16 protein-coding genes and 1 pseudogene are annotated in these 15,433 nt (G+C 44.4%); 10 read left to right on the top strand and 7 right to left on the bottom strand.

The window, feature by feature from the left end; genetic code table 11:
* Window positions 1-2: 2 nt before the first annotated feature.
* The 3 genes from ACQRBN_RS12145 to trmB all read right to left on the bottom strand — a co-directional run bounded on the left by ACQRBN_RS12145 (window position 3) and on the right by trmB (window position 2,624).
* Window positions 3-1,250, bottom strand: a complete 1,248-nt coding sequence (locus tag ACQRBN_RS12145; protein WP_427739257.1) for a DUF1002 domain-containing protein — start codon at window positions 1,248-1,250, stop codon at window positions 3-5.
* A gap of 132 nt (window positions 1,251-1,382) precedes the next feature.
* Complete coding sequence (locus ACQRBN_RS12140) at window positions 1,383-1,706, bottom strand: thioredoxin family protein (protein WP_427739256.1); 324 nt, start codon at window positions 1,704-1,706, stop codon at window positions 1,383-1,385.
* Window positions 1,707-1,964: 258 nt separating this feature from the next.
* Entirely contained in the window at window positions 1,965-2,624 is a 660-nt protein-coding gene (gene trmB, locus ACQRBN_RS12135; RefSeq protein WP_427739255.1) for a tRNA (guanosine(46)-N7)-methyltransferase TrmB, read from the bottom strand.
* Between the two features lie 194 nt (window positions 2,625-2,818).
* Between trmB and ACQRBN_RS12130 the strand changes: the two genes are divergently transcribed.
* The 9 genes from ACQRBN_RS12130 (at window position 2,819) to ACQRBN_RS12090 (ending at window position 11,459) form a co-directional block, all read left to right on the top strand.
* Window positions 2,819-3,130 carry a hypothetical protein gene (locus ACQRBN_RS12130; protein ID WP_427739254.1) on the top strand — a complete coding sequence of 104 codons (312 nt, stop codon included), beginning with the start codon at window positions 2,819-2,821 and terminating at the stop codon, window positions 3,128-3,130.
* Window positions 3,131-3,133: 3 nt separating this feature from the next.
* Window positions 3,134-4,180, top strand: coding sequence for a V0D/AC39 family V-type ATPase subunit (locus tag ACQRBN_RS12125; protein WP_427739253.1), 1,047 nt, complete (start codon window positions 3,134-3,136; stop codon window positions 4,178-4,180).
* Complete coding sequence (locus ACQRBN_RS12120) at window positions 4,177-6,117, top strand: V-type ATP synthase subunit I (RefSeq protein ID WP_427739251.1); 1,941 nt, start codon at window positions 4,177-4,179, stop codon at window positions 6,115-6,117. Before ACQRBN_RS12125 ends, ACQRBN_RS12120 begins: the two co-directional genes overlap by 4 nt.
* Window positions 6,118-6,144: 27 nt before the next feature.
* A complete protein-coding gene (locus tag ACQRBN_RS12115) occupies window positions 6,145-6,579 on the top strand; it encodes an ATP synthase subunit C (RefSeq protein WP_427739250.1) in 435 nt (144 codons plus the stop codon).
* 1 nt (window position 6,580) lies between these two features.
* The gene (locus tag ACQRBN_RS12110; RefSeq protein WP_427739249.1) at window positions 6,581-6,889 is read left to right on the top strand and encodes a V-type ATP synthase subunit F; all 309 of its coding nucleotides are present in this window, start codon (window positions 6,581-6,583) and stop codon (window positions 6,887-6,889) included.
* A gap of 52 nt (window positions 6,890-6,941) precedes the next feature.
* Window positions 6,942-7,529, top strand: coding sequence for a V-type ATP synthase subunit E (locus ACQRBN_RS12105; protein ID WP_427739247.1), 588 nt, complete (start codon window positions 6,942-6,944; stop codon window positions 7,527-7,529).
* Complete coding sequence (locus tag ACQRBN_RS12100) at window positions 7,483-9,294, top strand: V-type ATP synthase subunit A (RefSeq protein WP_427739246.1); 1,812 nt, start codon at window positions 7,483-7,485, stop codon at window positions 9,292-9,294. Before ACQRBN_RS12105 ends, ACQRBN_RS12100 begins: the two co-directional genes overlap by 47 nt.
* Window positions 9,295-9,308: 14 nt before the next feature.
* The gene (locus tag ACQRBN_RS12095; protein WP_427739245.1) at window positions 9,309-10,691 is read left to right on the top strand and encodes a V-type ATP synthase subunit B; all 1,383 of its coding nucleotides are present in this window, start codon (window positions 9,309-9,311) and stop codon (window positions 10,689-10,691) included.
* Between the two features lie 150 nt (window positions 10,692-10,841).
* Entirely contained in the window at window positions 10,842-11,459 is a 618-nt protein-coding gene (locus ACQRBN_RS12090; RefSeq protein ID WP_427739244.1) for a V-type ATP synthase subunit D, read from the top strand.
* Window positions 11,460-11,632: 173 nt separating this feature from the next.
* Here the strand turns inward: ACQRBN_RS12090 and ACQRBN_RS12085 are convergent, their stop codons facing one another.
* Entirely contained in the window at window positions 11,633-13,318 is a 1,686-nt protein-coding gene (locus ACQRBN_RS12085) for an AAA family ATPase (protein WP_427739243.1), read from the bottom strand.
* A gap of 220 nt (window positions 13,319-13,538) precedes the next feature.
* Complete coding sequence (locus tag ACQRBN_RS12080) at window positions 13,539-14,000, bottom strand: DMT family transporter (RefSeq protein WP_427739241.1); 462 nt, start codon at window positions 13,998-14,000, stop codon at window positions 13,539-13,541.
* On the opposite strand from ACQRBN_RS12080, the gene ACQRBN_RS12075 reads away from it, so the two are divergent.
* A complete protein-coding gene (locus ACQRBN_RS12075) occupies window positions 13,992-14,285 on the top strand; it encodes a LysR family transcriptional regulator substrate-binding protein (RefSeq protein WP_427739281.1) in 294 nt (97 codons plus the stop codon). The two genes, ACQRBN_RS12080 and ACQRBN_RS12075, sit on opposite strands and share 9 nt — an antisense overlap.
* A gap of 161 nt (window positions 14,286-14,446) precedes the next feature.
* On the opposite strand, the gene ACQRBN_RS12070 is transcribed toward ACQRBN_RS12075, so the two are convergent.
* Together ACQRBN_RS12070 and ACQRBN_RS12065 are read right to left on the bottom strand one after the other, a co-directional pair.
* Window positions 14,447-15,181, bottom strand: coding sequence for a GntR family transcriptional regulator (locus ACQRBN_RS12070; RefSeq protein ID WP_427739240.1), 735 nt, complete (start codon window positions 15,179-15,181; stop codon window positions 14,447-14,449).
* Window positions 15,166-15,433 (bottom strand): annotated as a pseudogene (locus tag ACQRBN_RS12065) (DDE-type integrase/transposase/recombinase); the annotation flags it as partial. The gene ACQRBN_RS12070 and the pseudogene ACQRBN_RS12065, both read right to left, overlap by 16 nt.

Here is a 15,433-nt window from a genome sequence, read left to right as displayed (position 1 = left end):
GTTTACTGTGTGTTGCCGGTATTGTTATCAATTACGAGACCGCCATCGGTGCTGTCATCTGTGGGTCCGGTGGAATCGGCATTGTCTGTGGTTCCGTCAGTTCCTGTGCTATCATCTGTGAGGTTGCCATCGGTATCATCTGTGAGATCTGTGCCGTCATCTGTGTTGGCATTGTCTTCGGTATCAGCATCTTCCTCATCAGTATTTTCTTCGTCGGTAACGTCTTCCGTGTCGGCATCGTCTTTTTCGTCGCCGCCTCCGAAGATGTTCTTGAAGAATCCTACGACTTTGTCCCAGAAGCCTTCTTCTTCGTCAGAGTTGCTGCCGGAGTTGTTGATTGCATCTAAGGTGCTGTCGATGATCGCATCGGCGCCGAGGAGGTCGTCCTTTGTGTCGTTAATGATGCCGCCGTCGCCGGAGCCGCCGGTAAATACGCTTTTGATAGAATCCCATAAGTTAGAGAAGAATCCGCCGCTCTTGCCGTCTAAGTTATCTAAGGTGTTCTTCAAGGCTTTTACATCGTAGTCATACTGAGAGATATTCTGCATGAGTGATGTGATCTTAGCCATCTGGTCTTCGGTAAGAGTGATGTTATATGTATTGGCTGCATCGTTGATTGCATTCTGAATCTCGCCTTCGTCTGTCAGGTTGTTCTCGATAACATCTTGTTTTACATCGTTCATAAGATCGGTTGCTTCCTGCTGTCCTACGGCGTCTGCAAGTTCCCCGGTTGTTACCAGTTCTTCGGTAGCAGCAGTTTTCTGACCTTCATCTAATGTCTCCCCGCTGGCTTTCTCATAAGCCATCATAATTCCGGTCAGTGCTCCGGTACCGGATACTGCGATCGGTGAAGCTGCAACTACGTTACAGTTCTCAACTCCGGATGTCAGCAGTGTGCTTGCGATCATGGAACTGGTTACGAAAGTAAGGTTTGCAACTTTAACCTGGATGCCGCCCTTTTCGGTCGGTTCTACATAAGCACAGCTGTATGTACGTGTTCCAATCTGTGCTTCAGAGGCAATTCCTTCCATATATTTTCTTTCGTCCGCATTGGTAACCTCGATTGTGGCAACCTCATCGGCAGAAGTCCCAAAATACTCATACATGGATGTCTTCTGTTCTGCTGTTAAGTCGGTACCAAGGGTCACTACCTTGGAACTGTCTGCTTTTGCCACCATAGGCAGGCTAGTACAGGTAAGTGCTGCCGCCAGCATCAGTGGTATTATTTTTTTCATCTTCTTCATAATCATTGGTGTATAATCACCATACCCCCTTTTCAATATCTCTGTGAGATGCCGGCATCCGTCTTCGGATGCCGGCGTATTTTCTTTGATTCTTCCCTAGCATAACATATCCTGTTATATTTGCAAAGAAAATATCCATTAACTATTTCTAAAGATTTTTTGTAGACGCTGTTCAAACAGGTCTTCTTCGATGATTCCCTGCATACTTCCGAGAAATTCTCCCTTCTCTATGAACACGAACGTAGGGACAATATCTGCGTCGTAATCAGCTGCGAGAATGACAGATTCTTCGATCTCTACTTCGTAGAAATTAATTCTGCCACGGTATTTTTCTTCAAGTTCTTCTACGATAGGTTTCATCATGGCACATTTTCCGCACCACACAGCATAGAACATGACAACAACGGGAAGCGGACTGTGCTTTGTCTCGGTTGCAAAGTTTTTCGCCGTTAAGTGTAACATAGTTTTCAACCTTTCTCATTCAATCCTTAAGATCAGCACTTGGGATTCAATATGTGACATACCTCATCCATTGATTTTTTCAGGCAGATTAGCCTCTTGTGCAAACCTTTCCGGTGATAAGTGAATTCACATAATCTTTGCTTGATATTCTTTTTTCCACGTCGTCCCATATGCTTACATCCAGACATAAGTTCTTCTATATTAATGTATGCAGGATCTAAAGAACTGTTACGATATAGTATATCAGATGAATAGCGATTATCGTTTCCTTCCGGCAATTAGTTTACAGATTGGGTTGCCCATAGAAGAGAATTTTTCTTCGTACTCCGTCATAACATTTCCCTGGTTTAACGTTGTGTCTTTGTGAAGATCATAAGTACATGCCGTGATTTCGAATGTATCAGAGCCGTTTAATTCTTCTACGGAGAAATCAAAGAGCGGGCGGTTGTCTGTCTTGAATTCGACAGTTCCGTCTGCCGTCAGGATCTTGTAGTAGCGCTGGAAGAACTCACGGGATGTAAGCCGTCTTCTGGCATGCCTTGCTTTCGGCCATGGATCGGAGAAGTTCAGATAGATGCGGGATACTTCTTCTGGTGCGAATACATCAGCAATATCACGGGCGTCCATGCAGATAAAACGGATATTATCAGGTACGCCCGGGGAATCCATTGCCTGTAGTTTCTCGACAGCCCTTAGAAGGACGCTGGAGTATCGTTCGATTCCGATGTAATTCATCTGTGGATTGCGTCTGGCAAGGGTGAGCAGGAATTGTCCTTTGCCCATGCCGATCTCTATGTGAATAGGATTGGCATTGCCGAACACATCTTGCCATGCTCCTTTGTACTTGGTTTCGTTCTTAACAACTTTTTCGCATTCATTCAGTACGCCTTCGGCGCGGGGTATATTTCTAAGCCGCATGTGCGTTTCCTCCCTGTTTTCAAGCATTTTGTGCTTGTTCTAGTTTATAATGCGTGTGGGGAAATGTCAATTGATTCTAAAGATGTGAAAAAAATAACAAATTTAAGCGTTTTTGGTAAAATTTACTATGGAATTTTTTAATAATAAGAGTATTATTATAACATGAAAAAAGTATATAGGAATGGAGGCGGCTTATGGACTCTATTGTTGGAAGATTGGCGGATATTGAGACTACGGCTGAAGCGATTGTAGAACATGCTCAGGCCCAGAAGAGTGAGATAGAGAAGAAGGTTCAGGCGAAGCGAGATCGGTTCGACCAGGAACTGGAGGAAGAGACGCAGAAGAAACTGCAGGAGATCAGACAGGAAGCGGATGCTAAGATGGAGCGGATATTGGCAGGTCAGCGTGATAAGAACCGATCAACAATTGACGGTCTTAAGAAAGAATTTGAAAAGAATCATAATGATTATGCCCGGGAGATCTTAGCGCATATCATAGAGGTGTAGAACATGGGAAATGTTATGTCATACAGTGGGATTGTCACGAAGGTGCGGGCGATGCAGGCGAAACTTCTTACGGAGAGAGATTTTGAGAGTATCGCCGGTCTTACGAGCGTGCCGGAAGTGATTGAATATCTAAAGGGGAAGCCTGCGTATGCACAGTGTCTGAATCAGATGGATACATCCCTGTATCATAGAGGGAATGTGGAAAAAGTGATGTATCAGTCGTTGTTCGATGATTATACGAGGATATTCCGGTTTGCAGGGATGGAGCAGAAGAAGTTCCTGAAGATCTATTGGAAACGGTATGAGATCGATCTGATCAATTACTGCCTGCGGATTGTATTCAATCATTATGATAAGCCGTTTGATCTTGATTATAAGAAGGCATATTTTGACAAGTATTCTCAGATATCCATTGACAAACTGATTACATCGAGGAATATTGAAGAACTGGTGGATAATCTGAAGGGTACGGAATATTATGCTCCTTTACAGAAGTTGAAAGATTCGGAAGGGGCAACGCTGTTCGATTATGATCTAACACTGGATCTGTATTATTTCTCTACGATGTGGAGGAAGAACAAGCGCCTTCTTAAGGGGAAGGAACTGGAATTGTATACCAGGGACTGTGGCACGAAGATTGACCTTCTAAATATACAGTGGATCTATCGTGCGAAGAAGTATTATCATATGCTGCCGCCGGATATCTATTCCATTACGATTCCGATTAATTACAGGTTAAGCGTGGATCGTTTTAAAGCGTTGGTGGAGGCTCCCACGGTGGAGGAATTCGAACGGCAGTTAGGGACAACGTATTATGCCAGAAAACTGGGTGATATGGAAGGAAAGACTCTGGAACGGATGTACAAAGAGTGTCTGGAGAGGCTATATCTGGGGGACAGGCGGCGTGACCCTTATTCGATAGCAACGATTAATACGTATTTATTCTTGAAAGAAGAAGAACTAGATAAATTAACGACGGCTCTTGAATGTATCCGTTACGGCTTATCTAGGGGAGAGACGTTAGGATACTTAGGAGGTGTGATTCAATGATTGTAAAGATGAAGTTTTTGAGCATCAGTGGTCCGAGAACGGATATTGACCGGGTGTGCGACAAGTACTTGTCTAAGTATGAGATGCAGCTTGAGAATGCGATTACCGAATTGAAGACGACGGATAATCTGATGCCATTTGCGGAAGTGAATCCGTATAAAGAGCCGCTTCAGAAGGCGGAGCAGTTCGCAGCACTTCTGCCGGCGGGGAATATGAAGATCGATACATCCATGAACTGTGAAGAGATGGTTGCATTGATCCGTGATCTGAACCATGACTATCTGGAACTGCAGGAGAAGAAAGAACTGCTTGGCAAGAAGGCTTTGGAAGTTAAGGAGAAATTAAAAGTGCTGGAGCCATTCAGCCCTCTGGAACTGGATCTTCACAAGGCGCTGAGATATAAATATATGAAGATTCGATTTGGAAGAATCGGTGTGGATTATTATAAGAAACTGGAGAAGTATCTGTTCGAAGACCTGAATGCAGTATTCATGGAAGGAACAAGGAACGAGAATTATGTCTATGGGTGCTACTTCGTGTCGAATGCGGAGGCAAGCAAGGTAGACTCTGTGTTCAATTCTCTGCATTTTGAGAAGATTGCTATCCCGGATGAATATATCGGAACTCCGGCAGCAGCGTGTGAAAACCTTAAGAAAGAGATTGGGGAGACGGAAGATCAGATCAGAGAGATTGGTCAGGAGGTTGAGAACCTAATGACCAGCAAAGCGGCGAAGATACTGGGCACAAGGAAGAGGCTAGAGGAATTGTCGAATAACTTCGATGTCCGTAAGATGGCGGCAAGGACTGATGTTGGAGATAACAAGGAAGATTATTACATTCTTTGTGGATGGATGGGGGAAGAAGATGTAGCGGCATTTCTCAAGGAAACAGAGAATGACGACAGAGTATTCGTTGTGGTGGAAGAAGACAGAGAGAAGTTCTTCGGTGACCCTCCGACGAAGTTAAAGAACCCGAGGTTCTTCAAGCCGTTCGAGATGTTTATAAGGATGTATGGACTTCCGGCTCATAATGAACTGGACCCTACGGTCTTTGTGGCGCTGACTTATACATTCATCTTCGGTGCGATGTTCGGAGATGTGGGGCAGGGATTGTGCCTGTTCGTGATTGGCGGCCTGCTCTATCTTAAGAAGAAGATGAATCTGGCGGGAATTATATCGATTGCAGGTATTTTCTCAACGTTTTTCGGGTTCATGTTCGGAAGTGTATTCGGCTTCGAAGATGTGTTGCCGGCGATATGGCTAAGGCCGGTGGAAGCGATGATGAATCTGCCGATGATCGGTCAGTTGAATACCGTATTTGTCGTTGCAATCGCATTTGGTATGGCGCTTAATATCCTGGCGATGATCTTCCAGATTATCAATGCTGTGAAAGCGCACGATACAGGGAATATCTGGTTTGCTACCAATGGAGTGGCAGGACTTGTGTTCTATGGATTCCTTGTATTGACGATTGTGTTATATATGACCGGACATAAGGTGCCGGGCAATATTATGATGGTAATATTCCTGGGAATTCCGATTCTGATGTTCGTATTCAAGGAGCCCCTTACCAATATGGTGGAGCGTAAGAATAAGAAGATGGAAGAAGGCAAGGTGATGTTCCTAGTGCAGGGCTTCTTCGAATTATTCGAGACGTTGCTTAGTTATTTTTCCAATACGCTTTCTTATGTGCGTATCGGAGCATTCGCAGTCAGCCATGCGGCGATCATGGAAGTTGTGCTGATGCTTTCAGGAGCGCAGGCGGGCAATCCAAACTGGATCGGCGTAGTGATCGGTAATCTTATCGTGTGCCTGCTGGAGGGACTGATCGTTGGAATCCAGGTGCTTCGTCTGGAATATTACGAGATGTTCAGCAGGTTCTATAAAGGCAGCGGACGGGAATTTAAGCCGTTCAACAATCATAGTAAAGAACTGTAAGAGTTCATATACGAGGAGGAAATAATCATGACATTAACAGTGAAATTATTACTTATTGTAACTTTGGTACTTAGCATTATCATTCCATTCGGATATTATCTGCTTGGAGAGAAGTCGAAGAAACGTTATAAGAGAGCGATCGGAGCCAATGCTTTCTTCTATTTTGGAGCATTTGCTATTGCGGCAATCATGATGTTCGCAGGAGAGCCTGTTCAGGCTGCGGACGCTGCTTCTAATGTGGCTTCGAATGCTACAGGTCTTGGCTACCTTGCTGCTGCACTGTCCACCGGTTTGTCCTGTGTCGGCGGCGGTATTGCCGTTGCGAGTGCTGCAAGCGCTGCTCTTGGAGCAATCAGTGAGGACTCCAGCGCGCTTGGTAAGTCTCTGATCTTCGTAGGTCTTGCGGAAGGTGTTTGTCTGTACGGACTGATCATCTCCTTCATGATCTTAGGTAATCTGTAAGATGAAGATGTATCTGATTAGTGATAATATCGACACACTGACAGGAATGAGACTGGCAGGAGTAGATGGAGTCGTGGTTCATGAAAGAGAGGAACTTCGGGAAGCCATTGAAAACGCTATGAATGATAAATCGGTGGGAATTATTCTGCTTACGGAGAAGTTCGGCAGGGAATTCCCGGATCTGATTGATGAGATCAAACTGGAGCGGACGATGCCGCTTCTGATCGAGATTCCTGACAGACACGGAACCGGACGTAAGAAAGATTTTATCACATCCTATGTAAATGAGGCGATTGGTCTTAAGTTGTAGAATAGAGATTATAGAATAGGGACCTGTTTAAGGTAAGAAGAAGGTGACACACTTGACATTAGAAGAGAAGATATCACATCTTAAGGATGCCGCTATGGAAGAAGCAAGGGCAGAGGCGAATGCGATTATGAAGCAGCATGAGGATGCGCTGATGGGCGTGTTCGAACAGCATCGTACAGAAGAGATTCGTCAGTCTGAGACCCGTGTGAAGGCAGAGCGTGTCCATGCGAACCAGCAGCTTAATATGGCAATGTCCAAGGCGCAGCTGGAACTGAAGAGGGAATTGAGTAAGACTCAGAATGAATTGAAGAAAGATCTGTTCCGGGAAGTGGAGGAACTGTTGCAGGAATATATGAAGACAGAAGAGTATAGGAGCCTTCTGGTGGAATATATAAGGAAAGCGGCAAAATTCGCTGACGGAGCGGCTATGACAATCTATATTAATCCTACGGATGCTGATAAGAAGGAGTATCTGGAGGAATATACGGGCATGATGCTGACGGTGAGCAAGGAAGACTTTATCGGAGGCGTGCGTGCCGTGATCAGGGAGAAGAATATCCTGATTGACCATGCGTTTAAGGGCGCACTGGAGAATGAATATCAGAAGTTCTCGTTCAAGGGAGGTGCGCAGATTGAGTAATGTAGTGACTGGAGAGATCTATGGAATTAATGGACCTGTCATCTATCTGAAGGGCAAGACCAAGTTCAAGATGGCAGAGATGGTACATGTAGGGAAAGAAAAACTGGTAGGCGAGGTTATTTCTCTGGATAAGGATCTGACAACGGTGCAGGTGTATGAAGAGACGTCCGGGCTTCGTCCGGGAGAAGTGGTAGAGTCTACGGGGGCTGCGGTATCTGTAGCATTGGCGCCGGGGATCTTGAATAATATCTTTGATGGAATCGAGCGTCCGCTGGAGAGGATTGCGGATACCGGCGGGGCATTCATTACCCGTGGTGTCAGCGTGGATTCGCTGGATATGCAGAAGTTGTGGGAGACGCATATTACCGTAAGCGTAGGAGATGCCGTCCAGGGTGGATGCGTGATTGCGGAAGTGCCGGAGACACGTGCAATCATGCACAAATGTATGGTGCCTCCGGATGTGGAGGGAACGGTTGTGTCTGTAGTTCCGGACGGAGAATATACGATTAATGATGTACTGGTGACGCTGGAACTGGCAGACGGCAGCAGGAAGGATCTGACTATGACGCAGAGATGGCCGATCCGTGTGCCAAGACCGGTGACACAGAGGTATCCGGCAAGCGTGCCGCTGATTACCGGACAGCGTATCTTAGATACCATGTTCCCAATTGCAAAGGGAGGTACGGCAGCGATTCCCGGAGGATTCGGAACCGGAAAGACCATGACTCAGCATCAGATTGCAAAATGGGCAGATGCGGATATCATCATCTACATCGGATGCGGAGAGCGTGGAAATGAGATGACGCAGGTTCTGGAAGAATTCTCAGAACTGGTTGATCCAAGAAGCGGAAACCCGCTGATGGATCGGACTGCGTTGATTGCAAATACTTCGAATATGCCGGTTGCTGCCCGTGAAGCGTCTATCTACACGGGACTTACGCTGGCTGAATATTATAGAGACATGGGATATGATGTGGCGATCATGGCGGACTCTACTTCCAGATGGGCAGAGGCGCTTCGTGAGTTGTCAGGACGTCTGGAGGAGATGCCGGCAGAAGAAGGCTTTCCGGCATATCTGGCATCCAGGCTCTCAGCGTTCTATGAGAGGGCGGGTATGATGCAGACGTTGAATGGCGAGACGGGATCTGTGTCAATTATCGGTGCGGTATCCCCGCAAGGCGGAGATTTCTCAGAGCCGGTAACACAGAATACGAAGCGATTCGTAAGATGCTTCTGGGGACTGGATAAGTCTCTGGCGTATTCCAGACATTTCCCAGCAATTCACTGGCTGAGCAGTTATAGTGAATATCTGAATGACTTAAGTGGATGGTATACGGATCATGTATCCCCGAAGTTCATAGATTACAGGAATCGTATGATGGCGCTTCTGAATCAGGAGAGCAGCCTGATGGAGATTGTAAAACTGATCGGTGGCGACGTACTGCCGGATGATCAGAAACTGGTGCTGGAGATTGCGAAAGTAATCCGGCTTGGATTCCTGCAGCAGAATGCATTCCACAAGGATGATACTTGTGTATCAATGGAGAAGCAGTTCAAGATGATGGATGTGATTTTATATCTGTATAAGACCTCCAGAAAACTTGTGGCTATGGGAATGCCGATGTCTGTGCTGAAATCGGAAGGAATCTTCGAGAAAGTCATTGCGATTAAGTATGACGTGCCGAATGATAATCTGCAGCTTTTAGATCTGTATAAAAAAGATATCGATGATTTCTACAACAGAGTCATCGAGAAAAATGCGTAAAGGAGGGACCGTATATGGCAATTGAATATCTTGGACTTAGTAATATTAACGGACCTCTGGTTGTGCTGGAAGGCTTGCAGGATGCTTTCTATGATGAGATCGTGGAGTTCGTCGTGGAAGGCAATACCAGGAAGATGGGACGTATCATTGAGTTATATGAGGATAAAGCGATTATACAGGTATTTGAAGGGACGGAGAATATGTCTCTTGAGAATACGCATACCAAATTAACCGGACATCCGATGGAGGTTGCGGTATCTCCGGAGGTGCTGGGACGTACATTCAACGGAGTGGGAGAGCCGATTGACGGACTGGGACCAATCACGGCTGTGGATCGAAGAGATGTCAATGGTCTGCCGTTGAATCCGGTTAGACGAGAGTATCCGAGAAACTATATTCGTACGGGAATCTCTGCAATCGATGGATTAACGACACTGATCCGTGGACAGAAACTTCCGATCTTCTCCGGAAATGGATTGCCGCATGACCAGTTGGCGGCGCAGATTGTAAAGCAGGCATCTCTGGGAGATGATGCAGAAGGAGAGTTCGCAGTTGTGTTCGGCGCTATGGGTGTTAAGCATGATGTGGCAGAGTTCTTTCGTAAGACATTCGAAGAAAGCGGCGTATCTGATCATGTATGTATGTTCCTGAATCTGGCGAATGACCCGGTAGTGGAACGTTTGATCACACCAAAGGTTGCGCTGACGGTGGCAGAATATCTGGCATTTGAATGTAACATGCATATTTTGGTTATTCTGACGGATATGACTTCATTCGCCGAGGCGATGCGTGAGGTGTCTTCTTCTAAAGGTGAGATTCCTTCCAGAAAGGGATATCCGGGATACTTATATAGTGAATTGGCAACGCTCTATGAGCGTGCGGGAATTGTAAGCAGTGCGACCGGATCGGTAACCCAGCTTCCGATTCTGACCATGCCGAATGATGATATTACACATCCGATTCCTGACTTGACAGGGTATATTACGGAGGGGCAGGTAGTTCTTGATCGTAACCTGCATGGGCAGGCAGTCTATCCGCCGATCAGTATCCTGCCGTCACTGTCGCGTCTGATGAAGGATGGTATTGGAGCAGGGTATACCCGTGAGGATCATCAGGATCTGGCGAACCAGTTATTCTCTGCTTATGCGAAGGTAGGAGAGGCAAGGAATCTGGCATCGGTTATCGGTGAGGATGAACTGTCTCCGCTGGATAAGCGGTATCTGAAGTTCGGCGAGGAATTCGAGAGACGGTATATCGGACAGGGACCGACAGAGAATAGGACGATTCAGGATACGCTGGATCTTGGATGGGAACTGTTGGGACTTCTGCCGAAGGAGGAACTGGATCGTATTGATACGAAACTGATAGAGAAGTACTATCCACGTGAAGCAGACTAGCCGCGGCAGAGCAGACAGGGATGCTAGCATCCATGGCTGGTCTGGCATGGCTAGGGGCGACGTGACCGAGCGGCGAAGCCGCGAGGTCCCGGAGCCAGGGCGTAAGCCCGTCTGCTGGGCAGCGGCGAAGATTAGAAAGGATGTTGATATATGGATCCGAGAGAATTTCCTACCAAAGGGAACTTGATGCTTGCGAAGAATTCTCTTGCGTTGGCACATCAGGGATATGACCTGATGGATAAGAAGCGGAATATTCTTTTAAAAGAGTTAATGAGTCTAATCGATGAGGCGAAAGACATACAGGAAGAGATTGATACGACTTTTACCAGGGCTTATGCATGTCTGCAGCGTGCGAATATCGAACAGGGAATCAGCAAGGTTCAGGAGTTGGCATTCACCGTTCCGATAGAAGATTCTATCCGTATTCAGACCAGAAGTATCATGGGAACGGAGATTCCGCATATTAAGTATGATGATAAGCAGAATGATCTGACCTATGCGTTTGGCACGACACATGAGTCTATGGATATTGTCAGGGAGGCTTTCCGAGAGGTGAAAGATCTGACGATTAAGTTGGCTGAGGTGGAGAATGCGGCTTACCGGCTGGCGGCTAATATTAAGAAGACGCAGAAGAGAGCCAATGCGCTTAAGAATATTACGATTCCGATGTATAGTAATCTGGTGTATACGATTAATAATGCGTTGGAGGAGAAGGAGAGAGAGGAATTCACCAGGCTGAAGGTGATTAAGAGGATGCAGGCTAAGTGAGGGAATCTTGTTGAGTAAATGTATGATTGGGAAGTGGTCGGCGCAGGGGTGAGCCACCCATGGCTCACCCCTGCGCTTGGCGTTTCTGAATGACAGCATATTCTCAATGCATGTCGGTCTACAAATAATATATGATTATACATGTGATGTTGTGGATGTATCAATGGCTTAAACTAACAGATAAGGACGGTCTTCCCTTCAAAAGCAAAACCGTATTTTCGTATTCTGTCGGCAGGAATCCCGCGTGCTTCGAGATCCGCCTGGTAATTCATTTTTTCAATCTGTGTAAGTGCATTGATGGCGGTATCCTTTAAAGTTGGTTCATCTTCTGAATCATGGACTTTGAATTCTAATATTATGCCGTCATCGTGAGGGTTCTTTGGTTCTAGTACTACATCATATCTTCCGAAGCCGCTTTCGCGGTTAGAACGAATAATGTATCGTTCTTCGAGATCTACAATGAGTCCGAGAACAAAACCATGGTAAAAGCGTTCCGGTTCGGATGTACCGGAAGGATGTTTGCCTGTATCAAAGAAACTGAATGTGGACAGAGCCACTTTATTCATAAAAGCATTCATCGCTTTTATATCACCCAAAAGAAGTGCTGTAATGAAATCATTATAATGATTATCATATTCGGAGAACCAGTCATGAATGATATTTTCAAACATAATTCGGACTTCTCTATTGGTGAGGGTCAGTACATAGTTGGTGCGTCCGGTTCGTTCTATAAATTCTGTATTTTCTGCTTTTAGATATCCACTTGCGAGCAGCAGACTCCAAACAGAACTGTCTTTGACGGATAATTGATTATAGACAATCTGTTCATCAATCTGTACGGTAAGAGGTTCGTCCAGAAGGAGTTTTTCAAAATCCTGTTTAATGATTTTATTGCTTTCGCGCAGAAGTTTGCTGATTAAACTGTTGGAACTGGTATTAGCCCAATAGGTGTCTACCCTTTGTTTGTCAAGGTAATTGATAATGGACCAGGGGTTGTATATGTCATGTTTTCTTCCGAATATAAAACCATCATACCAGGATTTCACAAGTTCTTTGCTGGAGGAAAGACCGTATTCTTCCAGTGCGGTATAAACTTCCGATTCTGTAAAACCGAAAGAATCCTCGTATTTTGTAGAGGTTGTTGTAATAACCTCCAGATTGTTCAGGTCGGAGAAGACTGATTCTTTGCTGACGCGAGTAATTCCGGTTAAGATAGCGCGTTCCAAATAAGGATTGGTTTTAAATGCTGCGTTAAACAGGCTTCTTGTGAAAGAAACTAGTTCTTCCCAATATCCATTCACATAGGCTTCCTGCATGGGAGTATCATATTCATCCAATAGGATAATTACTTTTTGACCATAATATCTAGAAAGAAAATCAGACATTTTGTGGATAGCCATAGTTGCCACGACTTCATTCATATCTGAGGTAACACTATGAAAATACGTCTTTTCTTCCGCGGTAAGCAAATCACCTTCCAGAAGGAAAATATTCTTGCTATATAGATCGGTTAGAATCTGATTGATGCGCTGTTTTGTCATCTGGAAATCAGGTTCTTTGACGTTAGCAAAAGTAAGGCTGATAACGGGATAAGTTCCTTGAAGATGACGGTAACTTTCTTCTTTCCATACGTCCAGACCTTGGAATAAGTCTGCTCGTCCGGCATATTTTACCGAGAAAAACTGTTCCACCATGCTCATGGTAAGAGTCTTGCCGAATCGCCGTGGACGTGTTATCAGGGTCGCAATGTCATCTGATTGCCACCATTCACGGATGAATCGAGTTTTATCTATATAAAAATTATCTTTTTTTCTGATGGTCTCGAAATCTTGATGTCCGATGCCGATTGTCCGTGCCATAAGTCTGTCCACCTCTTTCTGTAGAAATACTCATTATGATAAGTATAACATTTCCGGGTATGTTTTACGATTGTTTTCATACTTGCTTTAATAACTCCACTTCTATTAATGTTTGTCTGAATTATAGCATGTACAGTTATGAAAGTCATCCTTTTGGCAACTATAAATTTCTGACATATTTCGACAATCTGTGGCGGAAAGGAATATAGTATTTAAACTTTTAATATTTCTTTATAATTATCCTTTCGTATATACAACAGACTTGTTTCACTGTGTAAAAGACGGGAAAAAATTGACAGCATGAGAAAGTAGCTATAGTAATAAAAATACCACAGAGTATTAAAAACGCTCCAATGTATCCTTTTAATGACAAATGTTCTCCCAAGAAAAAGAATGAAAAAATAGCAGAAAACACAGGTTCTAAAGACATCATGAGTCCGGTATGTTCAGGTGTTGTATGCCGCTGCGCAACTGGCTGCATCACAAACCCGAAAGCACTGCAAAATAACGCCAGTCCTAAAGTTGCCCACCACTGTGCAGTAGTTTTGGGCAATAAGGAAGATTTAAAAATAAAACTGGCAATCCAAGCATAAATACTGACAAATCCCAATTGCCATATGCCGATTAATAGTCCGTCAAACAACAACGAAATTTTGAACAGACCGTAGCAAATATTAATCATGTTATATCAGGAGTTATACGCATCGGCACATTTACCAGTGTATCGGTACAATGGCTTCCCAAAATCATACGTTCCTTTCAAACGAAATATCCATTGGTAAAGTTTGAACTTCTTGATGGAACTTACGCAAATATAACTGATTGGATTACACAGGGGAAAATAGACTGTGGTTTTCTGACAGCACCGATTCCGGAAGAACTGTCATTCATACCGTTAATGAAAGACCCTATGATGGTATTAATGTGTAAAAACCACCCCTTGGCAATACGGTTATATTTACCATAGGGGTGCTGGCAGTCCGTTGCCGTGTTGAGGCGAATTGGGGACGGGGGAAATTGAAAAAACCCCCGTCCCCAATTCGATTTGCCGTGTCCCTTTTTGAAATCTCCCGTGTCCCTTTTTCGATTTGCCGTGTCCCCGATTGAATCGGCCGGAGGGGCTATTATTTAAAGATTAATTTCGATTTTAAACAAGTCAGAAGGAATATAATGTTTACTTGAAATTAGTATATTTTGGTCATTATCGTATATGGTTTCTTGAATGAGTAAAAAAGAATTGCTATTGGATAAAGTATATGTTGAAGCTGTAAAATTACCGGCGGTTGAATGAGAGCAGATCCGTCTGCAGCAATTCATGTTTTTATAACATTGACATTCAAGATAATTAAGTAATTGATCTGAGTTATTCAGGTCAATTTGTTTTTCTCCGATTAATTCAATTGGAAGAAAACTTAAAGAATATGCTAAGGGAGTTTCGCCATGTTTATACCAACGATCAACAATTACAACAGCAGGAGTATATTGTTTTAATGAATCTGCAATCGATTTGGTTGGAGGTTCTATGCGAAATTCAAGTTCTACAGAATCTAAAGTTTCTGTGCAATATGAATAGACAGGGTGAAGTAACGTGTCAGTATCTGGTTCTTCTATATAATCTTCGGATTGATTAGAGACAAAATGTCCAATTCCTTGTACATTTTTTGTTAATCCATCTTCCTGTAATAATGCTAATGCCTTTCTTAAAGTCATCCGGCTTACATTCATCTGTGCGGAAAGTGCAGTCTCGGAAGGGAGCTGTGAGCCCGCTGGATAGGTTCCATTTTGGATGAGTTCATATAATTGATCATAAACTTTTACGTGTTTCAATTTTTTTGTCTTTGATTTGTCTAAATTTTGAGCCATATCACCCTGCGGATGATCCGATTGTGGAAACATTCTTCCAGCCATTCCCGGCTGCGTGGCTTCCGTATCCGTTCATTTGTGCCCAGATACCGCTGAAGTGGTGTCTGTCCCGTTACTGAATGGATGGTGGTATTATGTTTCCGGATATACTCCATGAGCATACGGTTGAACTCTTCCAGCGACTGTATCTGGGACAGATCGATGCCGTACAGCCAGCGCTCTTTCAATGTCCGGAAATTCCTCTCTACTTTG

This window comes from Bariatricus sp. SGI.154 (genome assembly GCF_050313795.1).
Classification (GTDB): domain Bacteria; phylum Bacillota; class Clostridia; order Lachnospirales; family Lachnospiraceae; genus CAMBRQ01.
This window is presented reverse-complemented; position numbering and strand designations above follow the sequence as displayed.

Excerpts from the sequence above, each read along its gene's own strand:
- ACQRBN_RS12080 (WP_427739241.1), bottom strand. The coding sequence starts at position 14,000 with ATGATTAATATTTGCTACGGTCTGTTCAAAATTTCGTTGTTGTTTGAC.
- ACQRBN_RS12085 (WP_427739243.1), bottom strand. The coding sequence starts at position 13,318 with ATGGCACGGACAATCGGCATCGGACATCAAGATTTCGAGACCATCAGA.
- ACQRBN_RS12110 (WP_427739249.1), top strand. The coding sequence starts at position 6,581 with ATGAAGATGTATCTGATTAGTGATAATATCGACACACTGACAGGAATG.
- ACQRBN_RS12145 (WP_427739257.1), bottom strand. The coding sequence starts at position 1,250 with ATGATTATGAAGAAGATGAAAAAAATAATACCACTGATGCTGGCGGCA.
- ACQRBN_RS12095 (WP_427739245.1), top strand. The coding sequence starts at position 9,309 with ATGGCAATTGAATATCTTGGACTTAGTAATATTAACGGACCTCTGGTT.
- ACQRBN_RS12125 (WP_427739253.1), top strand. The coding sequence starts at position 3,134 with ATGGGAAATGTTATGTCATACAGTGGGATTGTCACGAAGGTGCGGGCG.
- ACQRBN_RS12090 (WP_427739244.1), top strand. The coding sequence starts at position 10,842 with ATGGATCCGAGAGAATTTCCTACCAAAGGGAACTTGATGCTTGCGAAG.
- ACQRBN_RS12115 (WP_427739250.1), top strand. The coding sequence starts at position 6,145 with ATGACATTAACAGTGAAATTATTACTTATTGTAACTTTGGTACTTAGC.
- ACQRBN_RS12130 (WP_427739254.1), top strand. The coding sequence starts at position 2,819 with ATGGACTCTATTGTTGGAAGATTGGCGGATATTGAGACTACGGCTGAA.
- ACQRBN_RS12070 (WP_427739240.1), bottom strand. The coding sequence starts at position 15,181 with ATGGCTCAAAATTTAGACAAATCAAAGACAAAAAAATTGAAACACGTA.
- ACQRBN_RS12140 (WP_427739256.1), bottom strand. The coding sequence starts at position 1,706 with ATGTTACACTTAACGGCGAAAAACTTTGCAACCGAGACAAAGCACAGT.
- trmB (WP_427739255.1), bottom strand. The coding sequence starts at position 2,624 with ATGCGGCTTAGAAATATACCCCGCGCCGAAGGCGTACTGAATGAATGC.
- ACQRBN_RS12120 (WP_427739251.1), top strand. The coding sequence starts at position 4,177 with ATGATTGTAAAGATGAAGTTTTTGAGCATCAGTGGTCCGAGAACGGAT.
- ACQRBN_RS12100 (WP_427739246.1), top strand. The coding sequence starts at position 7,483 with ATGAATATCAGAAGTTCTCGTTCAAGGGAGGTGCGCAGATTGAGTAAT.